This is a genomic window from Undibacterium sp. YM2 (genome assembly GCF_009937975.1).
Classification (GTDB): Bacteria; Pseudomonadota; Gammaproteobacteria; order Burkholderiales; family Burkholderiaceae_D; genus Undibacterium.
Map to the genome: position 1 here is coordinate 5,094,213 of NZ_AP018441.1, position 22,101 is coordinate 5,116,313.

Consider the following 22,101-nt stretch of genomic DNA (forward strand, 5'->3'; position numbering starts at 1 on the left):
TGGAAGGCAGTGAATGCAAATTGCGAGCATGCTGGTCAGCTTAACGCATACTCACTTGGGCGCAAACCCAGCGGTACTGAGGGTGTGATGGCAACGGTGGCATTTTGCTGCTTGTATCGACTTCTACACTCTGTAAACGCTTAACTTTTTCTGGAAAACTACATGACGATTACCATTTACCATAATCCTGAATGCGGCACATCCCGCAATACCCTTGCCCTGATACGAAATAGCGGCGCTCAACCGCAAGTGATTGAATACCTGCAGCATCCGCCAGAGAAAGCAAAACTGCTGGAACTGATCGCGGCAATGAAGGTACCGGTAAGAGACGTCTTGCGCAAAAAAACTGGGCCGTACGAAGAGCTGGGGCTTGAAGATGAAAAATGGTCTGATGATGATCTCGTCAACTTCATGGTCGCGCATCCGATATTAATGAATCGCCCTATCGTAGTAACGCCGATTGGCACGAGGCTATGCCGCCCTTCAGAAGTCGTACTGGATATTTTGCCATTACCGCAGCAAAGCGAATTCTTCAAGGAAGACGGCGAGAAAGTCGTCGACAAGGAGGGTAATCGTGTTCACCAAAAATGACTTTCCCAGCCTGCACCTGGACTTGTTCAGGCAGCCGGAAACAGAGCAATTGTTTGCACCTGTACGAGCAGGCCACGCGCCGCGAATACTGCTCCTTTATGGCTCTTTGCGCGAGCGTTCGTACAGCAAATTACTGACCTTGGAAGCGGCCAGGTTACTAGAACTCATTTCATAAATAGGATGAGTGCGAACAAGACGATTTGGGATGCAGTGCAAGGCGTGACCCGCTGCTAAGGCTCCTGCCTTAGCGAGGGGCACAACGCTGCAATGCGCCCAAATCGTCAGTTCCCGAAGGGTTTGCCTCATAACGCGCGCTGGACTGCGTTGGACTCGTTATCAATAGGCAAAGCTATTGACTGCCTCGTCCGTCTTGCCAGCCCACGTTATGAGGCAAACGCATCTCACCCTATTTATGAAATGAGTTCTAAAGGCAATGGGCGCAGAAACACGGATTTTTGATCCACATGGTTTGCCATTGCCCGATGAGGTACCTGACAGTCATCCCAAAGTGCGAGAATTGCGCGAGCTGGCGCTATGGGCTGAAGGAATGGTCTGGACTTCGCCTGAACGTCACGGTGCAATGACGGGCATCATGAAGACGCAGATCGACTGGATCCCCCTGTCCGTTGGCGCCGTGCGCCCTACGCAGGGCAAGACACTGGCGGTCATGGAAGTATCAGGAGGATCGCAATCATTTAATGCTGTCAATCAAATGCGCATACTTGGTCGCTGGATGCGCATGATCACGATACCGAATCAGTCATCGGTCGCGAAAGCTTTTCTTGAATTTGATGAGGCCGGACGAATGAAGCCATCAGCTTACTATGATCGCGTAGTCGATGTCATGGAAGAGTTAATGAAGTTCACTTTACTGACACGTGATGTAGCCACTTATCTTGTGGATAGATATAGTGAACGCAAGGAAACTGCAGAGGAACTGTCCAGGCGCGTCAATCAGCGTGGCATCTGATAGTTGCCCCCATTAGCCCGGCGACAGACTAATGGGGGTAAATGAATGTCATCCATTAATAAAAGCAGAATTCACTTCATAATCCCGCCTCTTTTTTGAATTTCATGATGGCCACTCCTACCGCACTTGATGCTGCCGAATAATTCGTGCCAGCATTAATCATTGCTTCTGCCTCGGAATATTTCTTCGCATTGATAGCCTGTGCCACTTTACCAGCTTCAATATGAAATGCCGCATGCCTGGCAACGCAATCCGCATGCGTTGCAAGATTGCCGAATAAGGATTTGCCCTCGCCGTGCAAATACTTGCCCAACTCGCAGCAATTGTCCCTGGCGATAGTGGTAGCATCCATGGCTTCTTTTTTACTTATTGCCATGCGGAATTTTGTCTTCCACTCTGAATGTTTAGCTACAGCATCTTCAAGATCCATGTCTTCCCCTCATTATTTTTTTACTTCCAGTTCAGGATAGATGTGCCTCACTTTCACGACTTGATGCAAATCAAGCTGCAGGCAAAGCTGGACAGAGGTCATAAAGAAAAATTTCTCGACATCAAGCACTATTCACACATCGTTACGGAAAGCAAAAAGATACTCATAAAACAAGATAGTAATAAATTGTTACGCATTTCGACCTTGACAAATATTAATAATAAATTAACCTTGAATTATTGACATGCAAATAAAGTAATAAGCATATGCATTAAATTTCCTCGTCTGCAATCTCTCCCTTTCAAGTGATTTTTGAGCATTTGAGCCCGTTTCTGACTGGCTTGGGGTGGATCGTTGTCGCCGTTTTTTTTGCACGCACGGATTTGCATCTCAGCAGGGATTTTGAACGTGTCATTTGTTTGTAACGGTGGCACGTGTTGTAGCTGCAAGGCAGGAGCCTGGCTTTTGCTTATTGAGTTTGTATTGTTGTCCAAATTATCTGAATCCAGCACCAGGTATCTGAAAAAGCCCTATGCCTGATCTGTGTTTCAGTTTCAACCGAATGGAGAATGTGATGGCGAAAGACAAGTATTTTGTAGAAGTATTGGCCGCTGATCCGGCGAATATTCCTGATGTGGTCTTGCTCAATGGCTTTGTGGGTAATTCTGCACTGGAAGGCTATACCCGGCTGTACCTGAATACAGTCCTGAATGAATATTATGAAATCCCCAGCGACGCAATCTTGCACACGGCGGCGGCATCCGCCAGCAGCAATAATCCCCTGGAAACAGCCTATGTATGGATCAAGGCCGATGCCGAGCTCATACGCAAGGGCAAGAGCGTGGCTGACACCAAGCTCAGTTTTTTCAACGGGCCCATACAAAGTGCGCAGGCAGCATCCGCCGCCAATGCTGCAGCCCAGGCAGCGGTGGCTGGCGGCCCTACCGGCGTACTGAACTGCACGCAGGCCCCGGCGCAATGCGGCAACACTGCATGGCCAGGTTGCCCTGATACCCCGAAATAATCTGACAGAAATTCCGACAAGAATTCAGACCGAATTACCCGAATTGGAATATTCGTGATGTGAAGGGCTCTTGTTTGACTGGCCTTTTTCTCATGCGAATGTGTGAAGAATGGCGCATGTCATTGCCCTGCTTCTTATCAGAGGCATGCATTGCGGCCATTAGTTTGTTGTTTTGTTTTTCCCTGGTTTTCTTTTTTGTTCATGAAATGCAGTACCACTCTTAGGAGAGTTTTGCCATGACTACTCAATTACCGATTTGTCACATCAACACATTGATTCCTCAATGCCTGCCTGTGACTATTCCGGCCGCATGTCATCATCTGACACAACCACCACAATGCCTGATACCAACTTCGCCTGTCATCTGCCATGTGACGCAACCACCACAATGCTTCCCACAGACTCTGGTTGGGCCGATCTGCCAGCATGTCACCAGCCCCGCAATATGCCATTTCACCCATAATCAACCTCAATGCGGCATACAATGTCAGGCTAATACACGCTTGCCTATCACTACGACCTTCGATCCAACCATAATCCAAAACCAGACACCAGTATTCCAAAACCAGACACCAGTACTACAGGGTGGTGTGGGTGGCCTGGCCGCACCAGCGCAGGCACAAAACTTTGCCGGAGCAGCAGCGCCTGCCCAGCAATTTGCAGCACAAGCCAATGTCGGACCAACCGGCGTACAGCATTGCACAGCCGCACCACAGTTTTGCGGTAACACAGCGTGGCAGCCTTGCCCGCCCATCGGTCCAACCGGCGTGCAACATTGCACCGCTGCACCTCAGGTTTGCGGCAATACGGCATGGCAGGGTTGCCCGCCACCACAAGCACAACAAGCGCAACAGGCACAATTCCCTATCCATCCAACGACAAATCCTACTGCCAATACTCATTGCTTCATTTGCCCACCGTTCACCATTGAGGCGCAGCAGGCTGCACCTCAGCAAGCACAGGCAATGAACCCAACGAACGCGACACATTGCTTTGTTTGTCCTCCACCTACCCTGGAAGCACAACAGCAGGTTGGCCCAACTGGCGTTCACTTTTGCACAGCCGCGCCGCAATTTTGCGGTCATACAGCGTGGCATGGTTGCCAGCCACCACTGTCAGCGCCGCCACATTGCCCAACCGTTGTTGCCGCTGTTTGCCATACCGCCGTACCTGTTTGCCACACAGCTGCCACGGTGTGCACACAAACGGTAGCTCCCACCCATCTGCTGGGTTGCACTTGCCTGCCGATGACAGTTGGCCCTGTAATTCCTACCCAAAACATGCAAATTTGTGGCAACACTTGCCTGCCAATGACGGTAGGGCCTGTTATTCCTACGAATAACATGCCGATTTGCGGCAATGTCACTGCACCTGGCTTTTGCTAATCAAGGAGCAAGTGAACTAAAACAGTACAGAGCAGTTTGATCAGCCCTGGTAAAAACGGTCGGGATACATTCCCGACCGTGGGTTGACTCATTCTTTGTAAACCCCAGGTGCAATTTTGCACCTGGGGTTTCGGCATACTGGCAAGCGTAAGGCTTGCCGCAATACCAGGAGTAATCAGGAATGTTTTTGACCGCATCCAATATGGCCCACTATCTGCTGGCGCGAGGCACGGTTCCACCAAGCGCGGTTGTCGATGGTGATTTTATGGTGGTAGAGGCAGGCCGCCGCAACCGCAATTACAAGATCATCAGACGCGATGGTTCAGGCTTGTTCGTCAAGCAGATCAAGGAAGTCGAGCCTATGGCAATCTCGACCATGCAGCGCGAAGCTGCCTGCTACCGCATGGCGCAAAAAAATGGTTATGAAGCTTTGGCAAGACTCATGCCCGGCTTTGTCGATCATGACGCTGGCCGTCATTGCCTGACCATCAGCTTGTTACCTGGCGGTGAAAACCTGACAGAATTTCATGCCCGCAATAAAACATTCCCAGCCGGGATAGGCAAGTTGCTCGGTGCTGCCCTGGGGAGCTATCACCAGACCCTGCGAGGCAAGTCGCTGCAGACAGAAGACCTCAGCAATTTCCCGCGTATGGCACCATGGATATTGAGCTTCCATCTGAACAGTGTGCAGGCTGGCTCCACCCTCAGTGGTGGCGTGCAACAATTGGGCGCACTGATCAGGCAATACCCTGACCTGCAGCAAAACCTGGCACGTCTGGCACAGGGCTGGCGCTATGACAGCATTATCCACGGTGACATGAAATGGGATAACTGCGTGGTCTATCCTGGCCCCAATGGCGAACTGGCTTTACGCATCATAGACTGGGAACTGGTTGATTATGGCGATGCCAGCTGGGATATTGGGGCAGTGCTGCAAGCTTATCTGACCTCTTGGATTTACTCCATGCCGCTGTATCAGGAATTTGACCCTACCCGCTTTGTCGATAAGGCTGTCTTTCCACTGGAGGGCATGTACCCGTCCATACACGCTTTCTGGCGCAGCTATGTACAGACGGCAGGCATCGATAAATCGCAAGCCTATCCCTACCTGTTACGCTGCATAGAATACGGTGCTGCACGCATGGTGCAGACTGCGTTTGAATCACTGTATTACTCGCCCGTCATGACCAATCATGCAGCGACCTTGTTACAGGTCAGCCAGAATATTTTGCGCGATTCACGACAGGCTGCGTCCGCCCTGTACGGGTTTAGCGGGGAGTTATCATCATGAGCGAGCCATCCATGCACGAAGAATTAAACAATATCTACGCTGCCTTGCAAATCCACAATCAGCATAGCTATGCACTAGGCAATACTACTCCCATCCCTGTCACATCGACAGGTGCCCAAACCAGCCCGGCCCAGGCACTGACCGCCGCCATCAATAACAGCCTGTATGGCATGTACTATGTACGTGATGCTGCGGATGAAGCTGCCCTGCCTTCGCAAAACCTGGTAGCCAACCTGAGCCAGGCCAACCAGACCTCAGACCGCTGGGACCCTGGCTGGAAAATTTACCAGCAAAGCCCCGATGGCCGCGTCATGATACAAAAAGGTGAGCGCAGCCGCACCGCAATGGCGGGCGAATACGCGGCCAACAAATGGCCGGGCATGCCAGCGCAGGCCGGTGAGCTGGTGAACTTGCGTGTGTATCCCGGCACTGCCGACATGCAGCAAGGCTTTTACTACGCGTTTGGCAGCAACCTGTCTGACCAGTTTGACGACTATGAACTGATACGTTTTTACTTCAATGTTCCAGCGCATGCCGCAGCAGAATTACTCTACAGCCTGACCACACAACTGAACCGTTATGCCCTGCCCTTCAGGTATAAAACCCTGGTCGATGCCAGTGCCTATCGCCGCGCCGATGCCGCTGTGCTGTATATCGCCAAGCGCCACTACGCCATGGTCGCAGCGCTGATGCAGGACTTGCATGCCAGCCTGGGCAGCAAGCTGCGTGCAGCCACACCAATGTTTTGTAAATCCCTGATGAGTGGCATAGGTGTGGCAGAAGAACCAGGTACCGGTGAAAGCTTTGGCATGCACAGATGCAGGCTGGTGGCAGAAGGCATGGTCGATGCATGGCTGGCAGGCTCACAGAGCGTGAGCGCACGCGCAGACGCCGTGCAAAAACGCTTCGCCACGAATGGCATAGACATGCGCACCCCCTACCTGAACCGCAATTCAGTCAACCTGTTTGAAACACCCGTATTTAACGGAGGCTTGCTGTTATGAATGCACCGATCAATGTACCTATGACTACACCTGTAACTGCGCCTATGACTGCACCTATGAATGCGGTCATCAATCCTTACAAAGAAGTTTATCTCGACGTTGCCGACCGCATAGGTCGCAATTTATGCCGTGATGCGGTCTGGGATGGTGCGCGTTGCAACTGGCTGGGCTGGTCCATGGAAGCCGTGAATCAAAACTGGGTACCAGCTTACCGCTCCTTTGCCGGAGACCTGTATGGCGGCACCAGCGGCATCGCGCTGTTCCTCGCTGAACTGCATCAGTTCAGCGGCGACAAGCAACAAAAACGGATACTCGAAGGTGCTTTGAACCAGGCACTGTCGCTGTCTGACAAAATGCAGGGTCCAGCCCGCAGTGGTTTTTACTCAGGCAGCAGCGGCTTTGCCTATGTGCTGGTACGCATAGGTACATTATTGAAAAATGAAGCCCTTATCGCCCGTGGCCTACGTGAAATGGCCAGCCTCAAAGAGCACGTGCCGGATGCGATGTTCATCGATGTCATCGGCGGCAGTGCCGGTGCCATACCGGCGATGTTGAAACTCGGCCTGGAACACCAGCGCCCCGACTTTATCGCCATGGCGCAAAGCCATGGTGATTATTTACTGACACATGCCAGCAAGAGTGATGCTGGCTGGTCATGGGAAACCATGCATGTGCCCGGACAAAAACACCTGACCGGTCATTCACATGGTGTGGCTGGCATCGTCACCGCCTTGTTGGAACTGTATCGCGCCACAGAAGAAAAACGCTACCTTGATGGTGCCAATGAAGGCTTGCGTTATGAACGCGGCCTGTTCAGTGCCCAGCACAATAACTGGCCAGACTTGCGCATCATGGACGCCAGCCAGACTGATGCACCACCGGTGTATAACATGGCCTGGTGCCATGGCGCACCCGGCATAGGTTTATCGCGCCTGCGCAATGTGGCACTGATGCCGGATGATGCCATGCTCATGCAGGAATTGAATGCGGCCATACAAACCACGGCGAGTTCGCTGATGCCAGCCTGGGTGCATGGCATAAGTAATTTTTCGTTATGCCATGGTGCCTGCGGTAATGCTGAATTGATGATCATGGCAGGGCAATATCTGAAACGCCCCGACCTGACCCAGATCGCAGAAAAGATAGGGCAGGAAGGCTGGCAGCATTATGGCCAGTCCGACATGCCCTGGCCTTGCGGCGTGGCGGGCACGGGTGAGACACCTAACCTGATGCTGGGTACGGCGGGCATAGGCCACTTTTATTTGCGTCTATATAATCCAGAGGCTGTGCCTTCGGTGTTGATCGTGACGCCGCCGGAGAAGGTGGGGAGTTGATTGAAATTTTGCAGGTTGGGCTACGCTTCATCAGCCTGGCGAGGCCCGGCCCAACACTTGGCCTCAACATACGTATACGTTATTTAAACGCCGAGTGTTGGGCTGGTAAACCGCAGCCCAACCTACAAACACATTAAAACAAACGACTGTAATAAGCCACTTGCGCTTTCAAACGCGCGACTTCTGCCTGGTCACCGCGTGTTACTGCATCTTGTATCGCTACACCATATAAAGCCTGTGGCGGTAAGCCCTTGGCTTTCATGGCTTTTTCCAGCGATGGCAAGAGACGTTCTATTTCTGATGCAGCCGCAAGATAATCGAGTGCCTGATCGCGTATCGCAGTGATCTTGCTGAGATCACCACTGGCGATGGCTTCATGGATGGGGACGCCATATAAAGCGGCCATGGGTGCGATGTGAGTTGGGGAAACCATATCTACTCCTTTTAGGAAATGCTGGCAGCAAATGAAGACAATTAACTGCCTTGCGGATGAAGGAAAATATTTTTCAACACCAAAATCATCCCGACCTTCAGAAACAATGGCCGGGCTTTGATCGTCAGACTGTGCTGGTCAGCACATGCAGGCGATCGAGTACGCTCTTGAGTTCTGTCATGACGGCTTGCCGTCTGGCTTCTTCAATGGCATATTTTTGTGCGGCTGCAGCGACATCGGCATGGCAGTGCGGACACTCGGTCTCGTCCTGCCAGATGTACTCATGACAGTTGCGGCACAATCCCAGTTCAGGCAAGGGATTGCTGCTGGTGCGTTCTGCCACGCGTGGTGCTGGCGCAGGTTCCTCAGGCAGAATTTGCCTGCCGGGAATCGCTTCTTCATACAGTTCAAACCTGCCTATGGCAAAAGGCTTGTCAGGCGCTGGTGCCACTTTGCGGATTTTTTCATGTATGCCGCGTTTCTCCAGCTTCAGTGCGCGGTAGTGGCAATAGGGATTATTGCCGGGCTTGCCGAACAGGGAATCTGAAGTCCAGGTGCAGCCACCACGGCAGACATCGGCGTAGTAGCAGGTGCGGCAATGACCCCATAGTGAATCGATATTGCGCATGCGACCAAAGTGCAAAGCCTCAGACGTGTTCCACAACTCTGCCACGGCAGTGTCACGGACATTGCCACCACCATAGGTTTCCGTCGCCAGTGATGGGCAACCCTTGATGGTACCGTCCGCTTCGAGGCCGATGACATTCTGGCCAGCAGCGCAACCTGTCCAGTGCAGTGTTTCATCGCCGAGGCCACGCCAGTGATGCTCGAAGGGACCGAAGTAACCAAGGTTATTGCCAAAGGTCAGCAACAGGCCGCGTTGCTGACCTTCATGATAAAGCCGGTTCAACAAGGGCATGAGTTCGAGCACACGATGCGGTTGCAACAACAGGTGGTCATTCTCTACCGCATTGCCCATGGCCACGGTGATCTGTAATTGCCAGTGAGTGGCACCTGCTTCGATGATGCGGTTGAACAGCGGCTCCAGCTGATCTATGGTCTCTGCACCTATCTGGGTATTACAGCTGACACCCAGGCCCAGGGATTTGGCGGTTTCCATGGCACGCAGGGCATCATTCCAGGAGCCGACGACACCGCGCAACCTGTCGTGATAATCCTTCATGCCATCGATGGACACACCTATGCCAAACAAACCGGCCTGCTTGCCTGCTTCCAGCCTTGCAGTATTGAGGTTACGGGCACCGGTTTGCATGCCCACCCGGATGCCGTGACCAGCAATACGTTCCACCATTTGCAGCCAGTCCTTGCGCAAGAAGGCTTCGCCACCTATGAGGGTGATTTCACGCGTGCCCAGGGCGGCCAGTTGATCGATCACGGAAAAAGCTTCTTCGGTAGAGAGCTCACCCACCCTGCGTTTGCCTGCACGTGAGCCGCAATGACTGCATTTCAAATTGCAGGCGAGGGTAATTTCCCACACCACGTGCACAGGAGTATGGCCGTTGAGATCAGACAGCGTACGCGCCCTGGCGGGTTGGGATGCTTGAGAAGATTGAGATACAAGAGTTTGTTCCATACTAGGCTCCGGTGGCAAATGCCAGCAAGCTGGCATCCGGGATCATGCGGCTGTACTTATTTGCTGGCGTTGAGTTGTGCCAACAGGCTCTGTGCGAGTTCTTTCAGACGATCGACTTCGGCCTGATCACCACGCGCCTGCGCGTCCTGAATCGCGACGCCATAAGGTGTGACAGGATGAAACGCGGCGGCAGTGTTACCACCGAGCAGATTATTGTAGGAAGCGAGTTCAGATTTGATGCGGGAGATCTCAACCTGATCGCCACGGGCGACGGCGTCTTGTATGGTGACGGCATACAGGGGACGTATGATGCCGCCCTTGCTTTTGATGGCGCTTTCCAGCTCTGGCAATAAGCGGGCGACATCAGCCGCGCCAGCCAGGTGGGCGAAGGCTGCATCACGTGCGGCACTCATTTTGGCAGCATCGCCACTGGCAATCGCATCACTCATTGCCGCTCCATACAGGGGAATAAAACCGCCAAAAGTCTCTTTACTGGTAGTCATGAGTTGCTCCTTGAGATAAATCCGGTTATGAAAAGGGTGGGTATCTAGGGAATTCTGGAAATCTGCCTGCTATCAATATGGCAAGCTTAATTAGTATATTTTCAATTATCGAAAAGTCAATGTCATTATTCTTTTTTTAATTAAAGAATATGGAGAGGAGTGCTTTACAATCTTTATTTCCGTCAAAACACACGATGTAAGAACAGGCTTATGGCAAGAATCAGCGGTACCGAAGGCTATGCAGAAATGGCGGATTACCTGGTGCAACAGTGGCAGGAAATTTCCTTCGAAGAACATCATGCCGCAGTCTTGCACCTGTTTCCGGCAACACCTGGCCGTGTGCTCGATCTGGGTTCTGGCATAGGCAGTGATGCCGCTGCATTTGCTGCATTGGGGCATCAGGTTGTTGCGGTAGAACCTGTCAGTGAATTACGCCTGCCCGGCATTGAACTGCATGACTCAGACCTCATCACCTGGCTGGATGACAGCCTGCCCGACCTGGCTTTGCTCAGCTCCAGAAAAGAAACTTTTGACCTCATCATGCTGAGTGCCGTGTGGATGCATCTGGACGAAGCTCAGCGTCAGCAGGCCATGCCCCGGCTGGCGAGTTTGATGAATGCATCGGCAACCCTGATATTGTCGCTGCGCCATGGCCCTGTTCCTGCCGGGCGACGGATGTTTGATGTCAGCGCGGCAGAGACGATAGAACTGGCTGCTCTGCAAAACCTGAAACCCATTTTGCATGTAGAAGCAGCGTCAATACAAAAACTCAACCAGCAAAGCGGGGTGACATGGACACGGCTGGCGTTCAGGCATGCAACATCGTAAAGCGACAAAAATACAAAGATGCAAAGACACATATCATATTGACCACAATTATCTTTTGTGAAACACTGGCCTGCATTGAACTAATTTCAGGCTCATTTTCAGGCTCACTACATGGCAAACCCGCTACCCATCGTTGTGCCACAACTCATGATGCAGCAGCGATGCGCATCCAGCATTGTCTTGCGCGGTCTGAATAATCCGCGCGGCATCAAACTCAAACATGATGGCAGCCTGTTGCTGGTAGAAGCAGGCAGCGGCGACGCAGGGCAGCCTTTCTCTGGACGACTACTGCAATTCAAACAGGATACTGATGGCGGGTACGCAAGGTGCGAGGTACTCGCTGATGGTTTTCGCTCCATGAATATGCAGGCTCGCATGTGCCGGGATGAAATATTTGGACTTGCCGATATTGCCTACGGCGAAGGTCGCTGGTTGCTAAGTCAGACAGATTATGTTGCTGGTTCCCGTATTCTTGATTTGACTAGCTTGCCGCCTCAGCCACTTATCCATAGCAGTGGCAATTTAAATACGCTTTGTTATCACCCACAAAGACAAAGCTGGCTGACGGTCAAGCCAGATACCAATCAGGCGATAGAATTCATTGATGGCCAGCCGGAAACAGTAGTCGGTGTACTGGCAGATTTATCTGGTGGCCAGCATGCGGTGCCAGTGACGATTATCCTGGATCAAAGCTCAACAACAGGTGAGGCTAATCAGCCTGTATTGATTTCCCTGTTCTCTGGCGAGTTGCAAGGCGATGCCGACAAGATGGGCATCAACTTTGAAAAAGGCGTCAGCCAGATCGTCAGGCTGGATCTTGCCACGGGCGAAGTCAGCACAGTCATAGCAGGCCTGACGCTGGCCACCGCCATGGCATTCACAGAACAAGGTCAATTGCTGGTGCTGGAATTATGCGAGGATTTTTTAGAACCCATGCCTGCAAATGAAGTACCGCAAACCGCCTGGCATGGTGGTTTCAAGCGCTATTCCGGTCGCCTGCTTCGCTTTGATCTGGACAAGGGCACGGTAACTTGTCTTGCCAGGCATCTGGATACACCGTCGAATTTATGCGTGACAGGCAATACGGTCTTCATCAGCGAAGGCATGGGCTTGCCCGGCCGCCCCATCGCCAATGCAGATGGAGAAACCGTGGCCCTCGAAGGCTATGTGCGCAAACTCATACTACCCGTCAATTAATTCAGGCAGCCTGCAAACGCGCAGTCAGTTCAGCCAGTTTGGCAGGGAAAGGCGCCTGTGCCACCCACTCTGCCGGGTCACCTTCTTTTTGCCAGGCAAAGCCAACCACCGCCATGACATCGCCCGCTTTGCTTAGCAGGGGAATCGCGATTGCCGCCTGCGCACCAACGGCCTTGGCACCGGGCCGTATATTGCCGCTTTTATCGTCTTGCAGATTGCAGGTTTGCACAGGTGTCTTGCTTAGTTGTGCCGCACCTGCCATGCCCTTGCCATGACTGACATGGGCAACGATGGCGAGCACAGGTTCAGGTATGCGCAAGGCGGCACTCAGGTATAAATCTTCACCGCGCTGTACATGGATGGTACCTGCGGCGGCATCCAGATTGGCGATGCTGTCTTCCAGCCATTGCTGATGCTCTGTGTTTTTTTCAAACATATTCATTCCCCTCAGTTTATGAGTATTGCTATCAGTGTGAGTCTTGCAACAGCTCTTGCCAGCTCAGGTCTCTTGCTGCGGTAATCAGATTTTGTTGCTGGCACAGTGTGCGAATCTTGCTGTCATGGGCAGACAGGCTTTTGGCGATCGCCAGCTTTTCTGCCATGCTGCCTTGTTCAAGAGCACGCAATAATTCTGGTTCACCGAGCAATGCCAGTTGTGGTGTCACGCAGCGCCATAGCTCGGGGCTGATAGTACGCCCTGCTGCCCAGCGTTCATGGGCGAGATCAATCAGAATACTGGCAAGAGCAGGATTATTTCTTTGCTCCAGGCCTTGTATTGGCCATAGCGGGCTGTCGAGAAAAAAACATTTGACGACCATCTGGTTCCAGGCAGCCTCATCAAATACCTGCATGGGATAAGGGTTACGATGTGCCATCGCTTCAAAAATGGGACGCATGCTGGAACGTATCGCCTCGCGGGCGCGGTGTTCTATCACCGCCGCCGCGGGATACAAGGGAAAGCCGGAATACAGGGCGATCAGCTCATTGATCTCGGCACTGTCAGCGCTGCTGTCAAGCTGGCTGGCGAATTGCGCTTCATCACCGGCGTAGCTGGCGAGTAGGAAAGCCACCCTGGCTGCGATATCGACGCTCCAGGCCGAGGGGTCAAAACCAGGGCGTAGTACATGCGCTGCGGCCAGTTCATCCGCACTCAAGTTCAAATCCTGTTTGCCAAGTTTGCGCGAAGCCATGCCCATGGCGCGATACACGTCACGTTCCTGTTTCGCGGTACTGATTTGCTGGCATTGCAGGCGGAACCATAGCAAGGCTTCTGGCATGCTGCGTGCGGCTATCCAGATATCGAGTTGCGACAAAGCTGCTGCAGTTGGTGTCAGTGCCTGCATTTCTTCTAAAGATGGATGTCTCATGATGGCCGCCTTCAAATGATGGATCAGGTTCCGGGAATCACACGTTGCAAGACCCTGGTCAGGATAAAGGCGCCCAGGCAAAATGCCACGGCGGCAAGGCCGCCACCGGCGATGGCAATCACCAGTGCATCCAGCAAGGATGTTGCCGCAATCAATTGCGCCACGGCCCTGGGTACCGAACCTGCCAGATGACGGGTAATCAATAAACGCACAGCGATAACGTCTGCAACGATCAGGGCCAGCAGCATCAGCAAGGCCAGCCCGCCGTCGGCCCAACTACTGACCGAGCGGCTGCCATACAAAAGCACAGGCAAGGCCAGTATCAGCAAAGGCCACAGGCTGCCAAGACGATTCAGGCTCTCCTGTTTTGCTGCATAGGTCAGTCCTACGACATGCGCCCAGATAGCCAGCGCTGCCAGCACCACAGTGGTATTGAGCAATACAGTGCTGGTCCGCGGCGGCTCGCCCGTAGCATTGAGTTCAAGCATCATGACACTGGCAGCCGCAACAAAATACACCAGTGCGCGGCACAGGCCCATGATCAGCGGGCTCAGTGGATTGCCCTTATGCCAGACGTTGTACAGCAGGATGGTGGCAGCCAGTGCGCAGCCACAAACAATGGCCCAGGTGCCGTAATAACTGAGTATGGCAATGCCAGCCACCTGCAGGATAAAGCCTATGGCAAACACGGCCCTCGCGCTGATCTGGCCAGAAGGAATCGGTCGCCCCGGTCTTTCGCGGGCATCAATTTCACGGTCAAAGGCATCATTCAAATACATGCCCGCGCAATAAAAAGCCGATATCGCCAGCATGACCAGCAGCACATGCATGAGTGACAAGGGGCGACCAGTAATACTGCCAGCAACGATGGCACCCGCCAGCACATTGGTCCATACGGTAGGCAGATTGGATACCCGGCCCAGCCGCAGATAAATACCCATGCGGCTGTTATTCATGACTAAAGTATTCATGTCAGCAGTTCTTTCATGATAAAGCTCAACTCACGCGCAATGGCGTGGTCTTTGGATTCAGTCTTCAAGTGCGCAGGCAAGACATCCCAGGTATAAGTCTCGACTTCCAGATGCCCCGAGAAACCTTGCTTGCGCAGAGCCCGCAAGGTCGCCAGCAAGTCTGCGCGGGTTGACCCCAGTGTTGAAGCTTGCTGCTGTTCACTATCCCAGAAGATAGGCACATGGCAATGCACCCGCCATTCACCGTCTGCATGGCCAGCCTGGTAAGCTGCCAGCGCGGCAGGCAGGTCGGTATAACGCTGCAACCCATCTTCATTCTGGATCACAACCTGATGCAGATAAACACCATCATCAAAACGTCGCAATTCGCTCAACAAATCGGCATGCATGACAGGAATGCGCAAGGCGCAAGATAACTGTATCTTGGGTATGCGTATGCCGAGCGCGGTCAGGGTCTGCATGGCATGGACGGGGTCTTCAAATTCGACTGCAGCATGGCAGACGTCATAGCACACGCCAAGATGACGGCGCATCAGGCGCTCGGCCTGCGCTTCTGTGCATGAAACCAATGCAGCCAGCTTGCCGATGCTGTCCTTGGCCCATAACTGATCACAGAAAAAAGCCGTGGTCTCGCTCATGGTCTCCAGAAAACAGCAGGGCTCTGGCTCCAATGCCAGGGCTATGCATTTTCCAGTTGCTTGTTCCATTTCGGCCAGCATGGCAACTGCCTGTATGAGCTGCTCAACAATCTGCTGTTGTGCATCTGCAGTTTGTGTTTCAGATTTGTAGGCACCTGGGACGGTGGAAATACTGCCCTCCATATCATCAGGCAGGAGCTGGCTCAAAATCACGGCGCATTGTCTGGTGTAGCGCAAACGTTCAGCATCACGCCAGTCTGGCAGATAAACTTGCTCCTTGACCCTGACGGTGTGAAAAGGCCCGTAGGGAAAGGCATTGATGGTGAATACATAGGCACCCAGCTTTTGTAGCTGCATCTTGAATTGCTGCAAGACTGCTGGCTGGGCCAGGCTGTCAGCCGCAATCGCCGACAGCCTCAGACCTATGCCGAAGGGCTGGCCTTCAAGCAGCTCCAGCTTTTTTCTGAGTACGGGGATAGTTTCATTGAGGCTGGCACTGATTTCTTCCCAGCTTTCACCCGCATGGATATTCGTGCAGTAAGTCAGGTGCACGTTTTGCGGTGGCAGGGATATCAACATATCAGTCTCAGCCTGCGGTGGTGGTTGAAGTTGAGGCCGAAATTGCGGCTGGTATTGCAGGTGATATTGTTAGCTGTGCGCTTGTTTGCAAGCTTTGCAGCCAGTCTATCGCTGCACGCACCAGTCCGGCATCCATCTCATGTACTTCTACACCGCTGCCTATCGCGGCCAGCAAGGTGATGGTCAGCTCTCCACCGAGGTGTTCACGGAATTCTCGCAAGCCTTGCAGCACCAGCAATTCGCCTTGTGTATTCTGCGCGAGTAATTGCGGGTGCCACAGATCAAAACCTAATTGCGTCAACAAGCGATGGATGCGGGCATCTTCTCCAGCAGGCAATAAACCTGCGAGGCAGGAATAACGGGCATCCAGCGCCAGGCCTATCGCCACCGCCTCGCCATGCGACAGCGCATGTGCGGTCAGGCGTTCTAGTTTGTGGGCGACCCAGTGGCCATAATCAAGGGGCCGGGCAGAACCGCTTTCAAACGGATCACCACCATGCGCGATCTGGTGCATGTGCAGACCAGCTGAGCGGGCGATGACGCTGTTCAGGATTGCGCTGTCAAATGCAGCCAGCGCGGGCAGCTGCTTTTCCATCATGAGAAAGAAGGCGTGATCACGTATCAGGGCAACCTTGACGGCTTCTGCCAGCCCTGCCCGTTTTTCACGCGCAGGCAGGATATCGATGAAAGCTGCATCATTGATGACAGCCCAGGGCGGTGCAAACGTGCCTATGAGGTTTTTCTGCCCCTGCCAGTTGACGGCATTCTTGACACCAACCCCGCTGTCATCCTGCGCCAGCACCGTAGTCGGGAAGCGTATATGACGCACTCCGCGGTGGAAAATCGCAGACGCATAACCGACTGCATCCAGTACTGCACCTCCACCTATGGCGATTGCATAAGAATGCCGGTCTATCGCGCGTTCTGACAATGCCTGCAATAGCGTTTCTACGAGGGCAGGATCATTTTTGCAGGCTTCGCCACCGGGCATCATGAAGATGTCACCGATTAATTCCATCGCTTCATGGTGGAAGTTAATATAAGTCAGTATCTGCTCAGCAAGACCATGCATGGCTCTGGCCACGCCTTCATCGAGAAAAATGGCGAGGCGGTGGCGGCGTTGTGGCTCACGCAAAGTCACAACCGCACGAAAATCAGGATTGGCAATATCAAAGGCATCGTGGGTGGATACCACAGGGAAAGAATAATCGACACGCACATGTTGCTGTTGCCAGGCACCGCGCAAGGCAGGCGGCGCTGTCACATCCAGATCGGGCAGCCTGTTGAGTTCAGCCAATTTCACGATAAGTCCTTTTCATGGATATCCACATCCAGTTCACCATCATGCTGTAATTGATTATAAAACTGATATGCATTTGTTTGCAAATTTATCAATCCCTCCAGACAACATCGACAACATTGGCAACATCAGCAACGCTGTCTGGAGGAAACACGATGGCTCACTCAGTCAGGAAAAGGCAGCTGGAAGCTCGGCCCCGCTGTCGTGCCATCGTTCAAACCAGAAGGCGTCTCCATCAATTGCTGTGCTGCCAGACCGAGCGAGAACATCAGGCCAACTGCCTGACCCAGCTTGTCTGGTTCGCCATTGAAGGCGATGTGCAAGCCATTCAGCAGCGCCTGATAGGTATTGGCAAACTGCTCCTGCAAGATGCGGGCGCGTGAGCCTTTGGGATACACCGCCAGATTGGGGTCATCCATCATAGGCCAGACACCATCAGGGTCAAACGGGATTTTTTCGCCGCTATAGGCAAAGCCATGTTCGCTCTTTACAAGGCGATGACCATTGACAATCTCGGCATATTTGTAATAGTGCGACAACTCACCATCGCCATCACCGGGATGACGTGCATTTGCCCCCTCGCCCTGGCGCTTGATTTCATCGATCGCCCGGCAGGCATCCGCCAGCGACGTGATCGCGAACAGTTTGCCTGTGCCATGCCATTCCGTGACCTGTTTCTCTGCATTGCCAAAACTGATCTGCCCGGCATTACTGAGCTCAGTCAAAGCCTGTTTGATTTCATCATAGAACCAGCCTATGGTGTATTTCGAGGTATCAACAGGATCACCTCTCTTGGCGCGATAATGCACCGGCTCTATGGTTTTTTCTGGTTGCTCTATGGACATGAAGGCACGCAACTGGTCTATCGAGCATTTGCGCAGGCGTACATTCAGGTCTGCTCTTAAACCACCCGGCAAGGAGCCAGGATAGACAGGGACGAATTTGGGGCGGTTGAAGCAGGGCTGGCCACCTATGGAGATGAAGAGATTTGAGACCAGTGCCATGTGCAACATCTCTTCCATGACCACGCTGCGTATCAGTTGCGCCACCTCGATATTGGCATTTGGCTTGATACTGTAGAGCGCAGTCAAATACGGCGGTATGGTCGCATGCTCAAGTTCTATCGCCTGTTGCAGGGCGCGGTGCAGATCAGGGACTGAATCGAGTTCCATGTAGAGCGGGCTTTCCAGCCACTTCAACAGCATCTCGCGCTTTTTGGTAGAAAGGTCGCGTGTCACCGGCATGTAATTGGGATCGGATACCGGGGCCTTGAACACATTCTTGAGTGCATAGATCTTGTTCGTCAGACTGGCATAATTCGACAGATCGACGATCTTGTGCATGATGGGATAGAGGTCGGCATATTGCTGGAAAATGGGCCGCACATCACACATCCAGTCTGGTTTGTCAGGTATCGTGTAGCCGCTGAAGACCAGGGCATTCAGCGTCAGTGCGCCATTACCCACGCTGCCCAGCGGCGGTGGCGCACTTCCTATCTGGTAGGTCACGCAATACACCTGCCCATCGATATAGCCACGTGGATTACCAGGGTCTGTTGCTTTCAGTGTCAGTTCCGCCCGGCCATCGCTGCCAGTGGTAATGCTGGTCTGGAAAGCCAGTGCTTCAGTAGGTGTGCCGACTTGTTGCGGGCCCGATACTGGCCCCTGGGTGACCTGGCCTTGCATCGCAGACGGATCATAGCCGAGGCTGATCTGGGTATTCGCCAATGGCTGCCCGAAGCTGCTTGCATAAAAATGCACGCTGGTATTTTCTGGTGGGTTAAACCTGAAAACAAAATTGTCTGCCCTCACCCACTGACCATTCGGTGCTTCTGCCAGCAGGGGCTGGGTAGCGTTTTTGACCAGGCCCAGCGGGGTATTGCTGGCAGCAGCAAGTTGCGCACTGCTCAGCGGAATCGAGACTATGCCTGCCGTGCTTTCATACCATTGCTGCCCCTGGTAATTGACTTCAGCCAGCAATTGCGGCGGGCCAACATTTGGCAGCAAGGCTACCGTCAGGCTGCCCGAGTCTGCCCTGGGGCCACCCAGTGCCTTGATGGGCAGGCTGTTACCGAGATCCAGGGTCAGCACATTGCCAACAATTTGCCCGATGGCGTCATTGGCTGTTTGCCCTGGTACTGCCCACAAGCGACGGCCTGGCACGAAATGCCGGGGCTCACACGCATCATGCAAGCCTATGCTGCCGACCACGCGGCCAAAGGTGAAATTGGGGGAAGACATGGTGTCGTCAAAACTGTCGACATTGAACTTGATACTGAAATTGTCTGGCGTTTTATTCTCGGCCAACAACTCTTGCAGGAAGCGCGAAGTTCCGGCCCCGGTGATGCTGATCTGTTCGAGCACTGACTGGTAATACGCGCAAAAGAATGAATCAGGCTCACCAGGCGGGTAATTGACCCAGATGTCCGCAAACGGCGCGACCGCAAAACGGCTACGGAAGCCCATGCCGGAAGCCTCGCTGCCAAGATTGACCGAAAAACCCCAGATCTGCGACACCATCTGCTGTTCACTATCGAGATCAACCAGCTTGCCCTCCACCCTGCTGTCGGTGCCATTCACTGCCAGGCCGATGACGGGATCAAGACTGGGGTCGCTGCAAGTGCTGCCATCCTTATACACCACGCTGGTCACTACGCACTGACGGAAACGCCACGAGCCAGTGCCATTCGGGTTCCACCAGCCATTGCTGGCACCCGGCCCGGGCATCTGGTAATTAGAACGGAAACGCGCTGTATTGAAATGTTCAGGGTCATTATTGACCGTGGATACATCAGCTTGAAACTGCCCGGCAAAAACCAGACGGGGAAGGCTTAGATAACTCATGGTGACTCCTGGGGTAGATATCAAGTGAATTGACGGGCTTACCTGGGTTTGCTGGGTTTGTCCTGGCAATAATGGTGACGCCTGATAGTGATACTGAGGGCGTTCCGCTACTACTCGCAGAGAACCGCTGTGCCAGCCTGAACAGGCAGCACACAATTACAAATATTGAAACATTAATGCAAAATAATCAATGAATATTTGCAAACAAATGTTGAATTATGATGACATTTCGAAATTATTTAAAAAGAAACATTTTTTACACAAAGCATGTTGCAGTAAACCATGGATAAGATAATAATCAGGCAACAAGAGGGACCAGCAAGGAGCGAGACAAGGGCAGGCTTTGCAGCGCAAACCTGTTTCATGCCTACCAAACCAGCCGACCCAGCCACATAGCCAATGAACAAAGATTTGCCATGCAAGCCCAAACCCTGTTGATACTGAATATCGTTGGACTGACACCCCGCCTGATAGGAACCTATACACCCAGGCTCAAGGCCTTTGTTGAACAGGGCAGGCTGCTGCCCCTGCAAACCGTGACGCCGGCCGTCACCTGTACCGTGCAAGCCACCATGATGACGGGGCTGCCGCCGCAGCAACATGGCATAGTCGGGAATGGCTGGCTATTTCGTGATCTGGCAGAAATCTGGTTCTGGCGGCAATCGAACAAGCTCATCACTGGAGAAAAAATCTGGGAAGCAGGCAAGGCGCGCGACCCCAGGTTCACTTGCGCAAACCTGTTCTGGTGGTACAACATGGCCTCCAGCCATGACTATGGCATTACGCCCCGCCCTATCTACAAGGCAGATGGCCGCAAGCTGCCAGACTGTTATACGACACCTCCAGAGTGGCGCGATGAACTGACCCAAAAACTCGGTGCCTTCCCACTGTTCCAGTTCTGGGGCCCGGCCACCACGATCAAGTCCAGCCGCTGGATAGCTGATGCCGCCAAACTGGCGATCACTGGAAAGAATCCCACCCTGACCATGGTCTATCTGCCCCACCTTGACTATGACTTGCAAAGACATGGGCCAGACCTGACAGACCCGGCGGTACAGCAATCGCTGCGTGATATAGACGAAGTGGCAGGAGACTTGATCGCCCATGCACAACAGGCCGGGCGTCGTGTCATGATACTGTCTGAATATGGCATCACGGCTGTCGATCGCCCAGTGCACCTGAACCGCATACTGCGTGACGCCGGTTATCTGGTGGTACGCCAGGAAGATGGCGCAGAACTGCTGGACCCGATTGCCTCCAGCGCCTATGCCGTGGCTGACCACCAGTTTGCCCATGTATATATCTCCAGGCCGGAACTGATTGCGCTGGTGCGCAGGCTGCTGGCCGGTGTCGCTGGTGTGGAAGGTATCTGGGCCGGTAGCGAGCGTGCAGAAATAGGGCTGGATCACCCGCGCTCCGGTGAACTGGTTGTCATGGCAGACAAGCGCTCATGGTTCACCTACTACTACTGGCAGGATGATGCGCTGGCGCCAGACTTTGCGCGCACGGTAGAGATACACCGCAAGCCCGGCTATGACCCGGCGGAATTATTTGTCGATAAAAATATCCGCTTCCCCAAACTCGCCGTCGCATGGCGGCTGGGCAAGCGCCTGCTGGGCATGCGCAGTCTCATGAATGTCATCGGTCTTGATGCCAGTCTGGTACAGGGTTCGCACGGCAGGCCGGTGGATGATGTGGCCGATGGCCCCTTGCTGATACTGGACCAGGCAAAGGCTGATGGCGTGAACGAAGTCCACGCGGCAGATATCAAGGACATCGCCTTGAAAATCATGTTTGAAAATCATGTTTGAAAATCGTG

General features: G+C 53.2%; 20 protein-coding genes and 1 pseudogene. 11 read left to right on the forward strand and 10 right to left on the reverse strand.

Going from position 1 to position 22,101, the window contains the following annotated elements; all coding sequences use genetic code 11:
- The first annotated feature begins 162 nt into the window (after positions 1-162).
- The 3 genes and pseudogenes from arsC to arsH all read left to right on the forward strand — a co-directional run.
- Complete coding sequence (arsC, locus tag UNDYM_RS23340; protein WP_162043259.1) at positions 163-591, forward strand: arsenate reductase (glutaredoxin); 429 nt, start codon at positions 163-165, stop codon at positions 589-591.
- The gene (locus UNDYM_RS30350; RefSeq protein WP_370529369.1) at positions 575-766 is read left to right on the forward strand and encodes a hypothetical protein; all 192 of its coding nucleotides are present in this window, start codon (positions 575-577) and stop codon (positions 764-766) included. The genes arsC and UNDYM_RS30350 overlap by 17 nt, the downstream gene beginning before the upstream one ends.
- A 246-nt stretch (positions 767-1,012) precedes the next feature.
- Positions 1,013-1,561: pseudogene (gene arsH / locus UNDYM_RS23350) on the forward strand (arsenical resistance protein ArsH); the annotation flags it as partial.
- Positions 1,562-1,637: 76 nt separating this feature from the next.
- Here the strand turns inward: arsH and UNDYM_RS23355 are convergent.
- Positions 1,638-1,991, reverse strand: coding sequence for a CZB domain-containing protein (locus UNDYM_RS23355; RefSeq protein ID WP_162043261.1), 354 nt, complete (start codon positions 1,989-1,991; stop codon positions 1,638-1,640).
- A 574-nt stretch (positions 1,992-2,565) separates the two neighbouring features.
- On the opposite strand from UNDYM_RS23355, the gene UNDYM_RS23360 reads away from it, so the two are divergent.
- The 5 genes from UNDYM_RS23360 (at position 2,566) to UNDYM_RS23380 (ending at position 8,029) form a co-directional block, all read left to right on the forward strand.
- A complete protein-coding gene (locus tag UNDYM_RS23360) occupies positions 2,566-3,015 on the forward strand; it encodes a hypothetical protein (protein ID WP_162043262.1) in 450 nt (149 codons plus the stop codon).
- Positions 3,016-3,251: 236 nt separating this feature from the next.
- Positions 3,252-4,400 (forward strand): hypothetical protein, encoded by a 1,149-nt coding sequence (locus UNDYM_RS23365; RefSeq protein ID WP_162043263.1) that lies wholly within the window; start codon positions 3,252-3,254, stop codon positions 4,398-4,400.
- A 181-nt stretch (positions 4,401-4,581) separates the two neighbouring features.
- Entirely contained in the window at positions 4,582-5,691 is a 1,110-nt protein-coding gene (locus tag UNDYM_RS23370; RefSeq protein ID WP_162043264.1) for an aminoglycoside phosphotransferase family protein, read from the forward strand.
- 11 nt (positions 5,692-5,702) lie between these two features.
- A complete protein-coding gene (locus UNDYM_RS23375; RefSeq protein WP_232063574.1) occupies positions 5,703-6,695 on the forward strand; it encodes a T3SS effector HopA1 family protein in 993 nt (330 codons plus the stop codon).
- Entirely contained in the window at positions 6,692-8,029 is a 1,338-nt protein-coding gene (locus tag UNDYM_RS23380) for a lanthionine synthetase LanC family protein (RefSeq protein ID WP_162043266.1), read from the forward strand. The genes UNDYM_RS23375 and UNDYM_RS23380 overlap by 4 nt, the downstream gene beginning before the upstream one ends.
- Before the next feature lie 133 nt (positions 8,030-8,162).
- Here UNDYM_RS23380 and UNDYM_RS23385 read toward each other — a convergent pair whose 3' ends face one another.
- The 3 genes from UNDYM_RS23385 to UNDYM_RS23395 all read right to left on the reverse strand — a co-directional run bounded on the left by UNDYM_RS23385 (position 8,163) and on the right by UNDYM_RS23395 (position 10,559).
- The gene (locus tag UNDYM_RS23385) at positions 8,163-8,462 is read right to left on the reverse strand and encodes a DUF1843 domain-containing protein (protein WP_162043267.1); all 300 of its coding nucleotides are present in this window, start codon (positions 8,460-8,462) and stop codon (positions 8,163-8,165) included.
- Positions 8,463-8,586: 124 nt separating this feature from the next.
- Positions 8,587-10,056, reverse strand: a complete 1,470-nt coding sequence (locus UNDYM_RS23390; RefSeq protein ID WP_162043268.1) for a GDL motif peptide-associated radical SAM/SPASM maturase — start codon at positions 10,054-10,056, stop codon at positions 8,587-8,589.
- Positions 10,057-10,112: 56 nt separating this feature from the next.
- The gene (locus UNDYM_RS23395) at positions 10,113-10,559 is read right to left on the reverse strand and encodes a DUF1843 domain-containing protein (protein ID WP_232063575.1); all 447 of its coding nucleotides are present in this window, start codon (positions 10,557-10,559) and stop codon (positions 10,113-10,115) included.
- A 210-nt stretch (positions 10,560-10,769) separates the two neighbouring features.
- On the opposite strand from UNDYM_RS23395, the gene UNDYM_RS23400 reads away from it, so the two are divergent.
- Together UNDYM_RS23400 and UNDYM_RS23405 are read left to right on the forward strand one after the other, a co-directional pair.
- The gene (locus tag UNDYM_RS23400) at positions 10,770-11,387 is read left to right on the forward strand and encodes a bifunctional 2-polyprenyl-6-hydroxyphenol methylase/3-demethylubiquinol 3-O-methyltransferase UbiG (protein ID WP_162043269.1); all 618 of its coding nucleotides are present in this window, start codon (positions 10,770-10,772) and stop codon (positions 11,385-11,387) included.
- Between the two features lie 111 nt (positions 11,388-11,498).
- The gene (locus UNDYM_RS23405; protein ID WP_197740948.1) at positions 11,499-12,584 is read left to right on the forward strand and encodes a hypothetical protein; all 1,086 of its coding nucleotides are present in this window, start codon (positions 11,499-11,501) and stop codon (positions 12,582-12,584) included.
- Between the two features lies 1 nt (position 12,585).
- On the opposite strand, the gene UNDYM_RS23410 is transcribed toward UNDYM_RS23405, so the two are convergent.
- The 6 genes from UNDYM_RS23410 to UNDYM_RS23435 all read right to left on the reverse strand — a co-directional run bounded on the left by UNDYM_RS23410 (position 12,586) and on the right by UNDYM_RS23435 (position 20,282).
- The gene (locus UNDYM_RS23410; RefSeq protein WP_162043270.1) at positions 12,586-13,020 is read right to left on the reverse strand and encodes a GAF domain-containing protein; all 435 of its coding nucleotides are present in this window, start codon (positions 13,018-13,020) and stop codon (positions 12,586-12,588) included.
- A 31-nt stretch (positions 13,021-13,051) separates the two neighbouring features.
- Positions 13,052-13,951, reverse strand: coding sequence for an EboA domain-containing protein (locus UNDYM_RS23415; RefSeq protein ID WP_162043271.1), 900 nt, complete (start codon positions 13,949-13,951; stop codon positions 13,052-13,054).
- 23 nt (positions 13,952-13,974) lie between these two features.
- The gene (locus tag UNDYM_RS23420; protein WP_162043272.1) at positions 13,975-14,922 is read right to left on the reverse strand and encodes a UbiA family prenyltransferase; all 948 of its coding nucleotides are present in this window, start codon (positions 14,920-14,922) and stop codon (positions 13,975-13,977) included.
- Positions 14,919-16,139 (reverse strand): metabolite traffic protein EboE, encoded by a 1,221-nt coding sequence (gene eboE / locus UNDYM_RS23425; protein WP_162043273.1) that lies wholly within the window; start codon positions 16,137-16,139, stop codon positions 14,919-14,921. Before eboE ends, UNDYM_RS23420 begins: the two co-directional genes overlap by 4 nt.
- Before the next feature lie 7 nt (positions 16,140-16,146).
- Complete coding sequence (locus UNDYM_RS23430; protein ID WP_197740949.1) at positions 16,147-17,442, reverse strand: 3-dehydroquinate synthase; 1,296 nt, start codon at positions 17,440-17,442, stop codon at positions 16,147-16,149.
- Between the two features lie 161 nt (positions 17,443-17,603).
- Entirely contained in the window at positions 17,604-20,282 is a 2,679-nt protein-coding gene (locus UNDYM_RS23435) for a ferritin-like protein (RefSeq protein WP_162043274.1), read from the reverse strand.
- 416 nt (positions 20,283-20,698) lie between these two features.
- Between UNDYM_RS23435 and UNDYM_RS23440 the strand changes: the two genes are divergently transcribed.
- Positions 20,699-22,093 (forward strand): nucleotide pyrophosphatase/phosphodiesterase family protein, encoded by a 1,395-nt coding sequence (locus UNDYM_RS23440; protein ID WP_162043275.1) that lies wholly within the window; start codon positions 20,699-20,701, stop codon positions 22,091-22,093.
- Positions 22,094-22,101 lie beyond the last annotated feature (8 nt).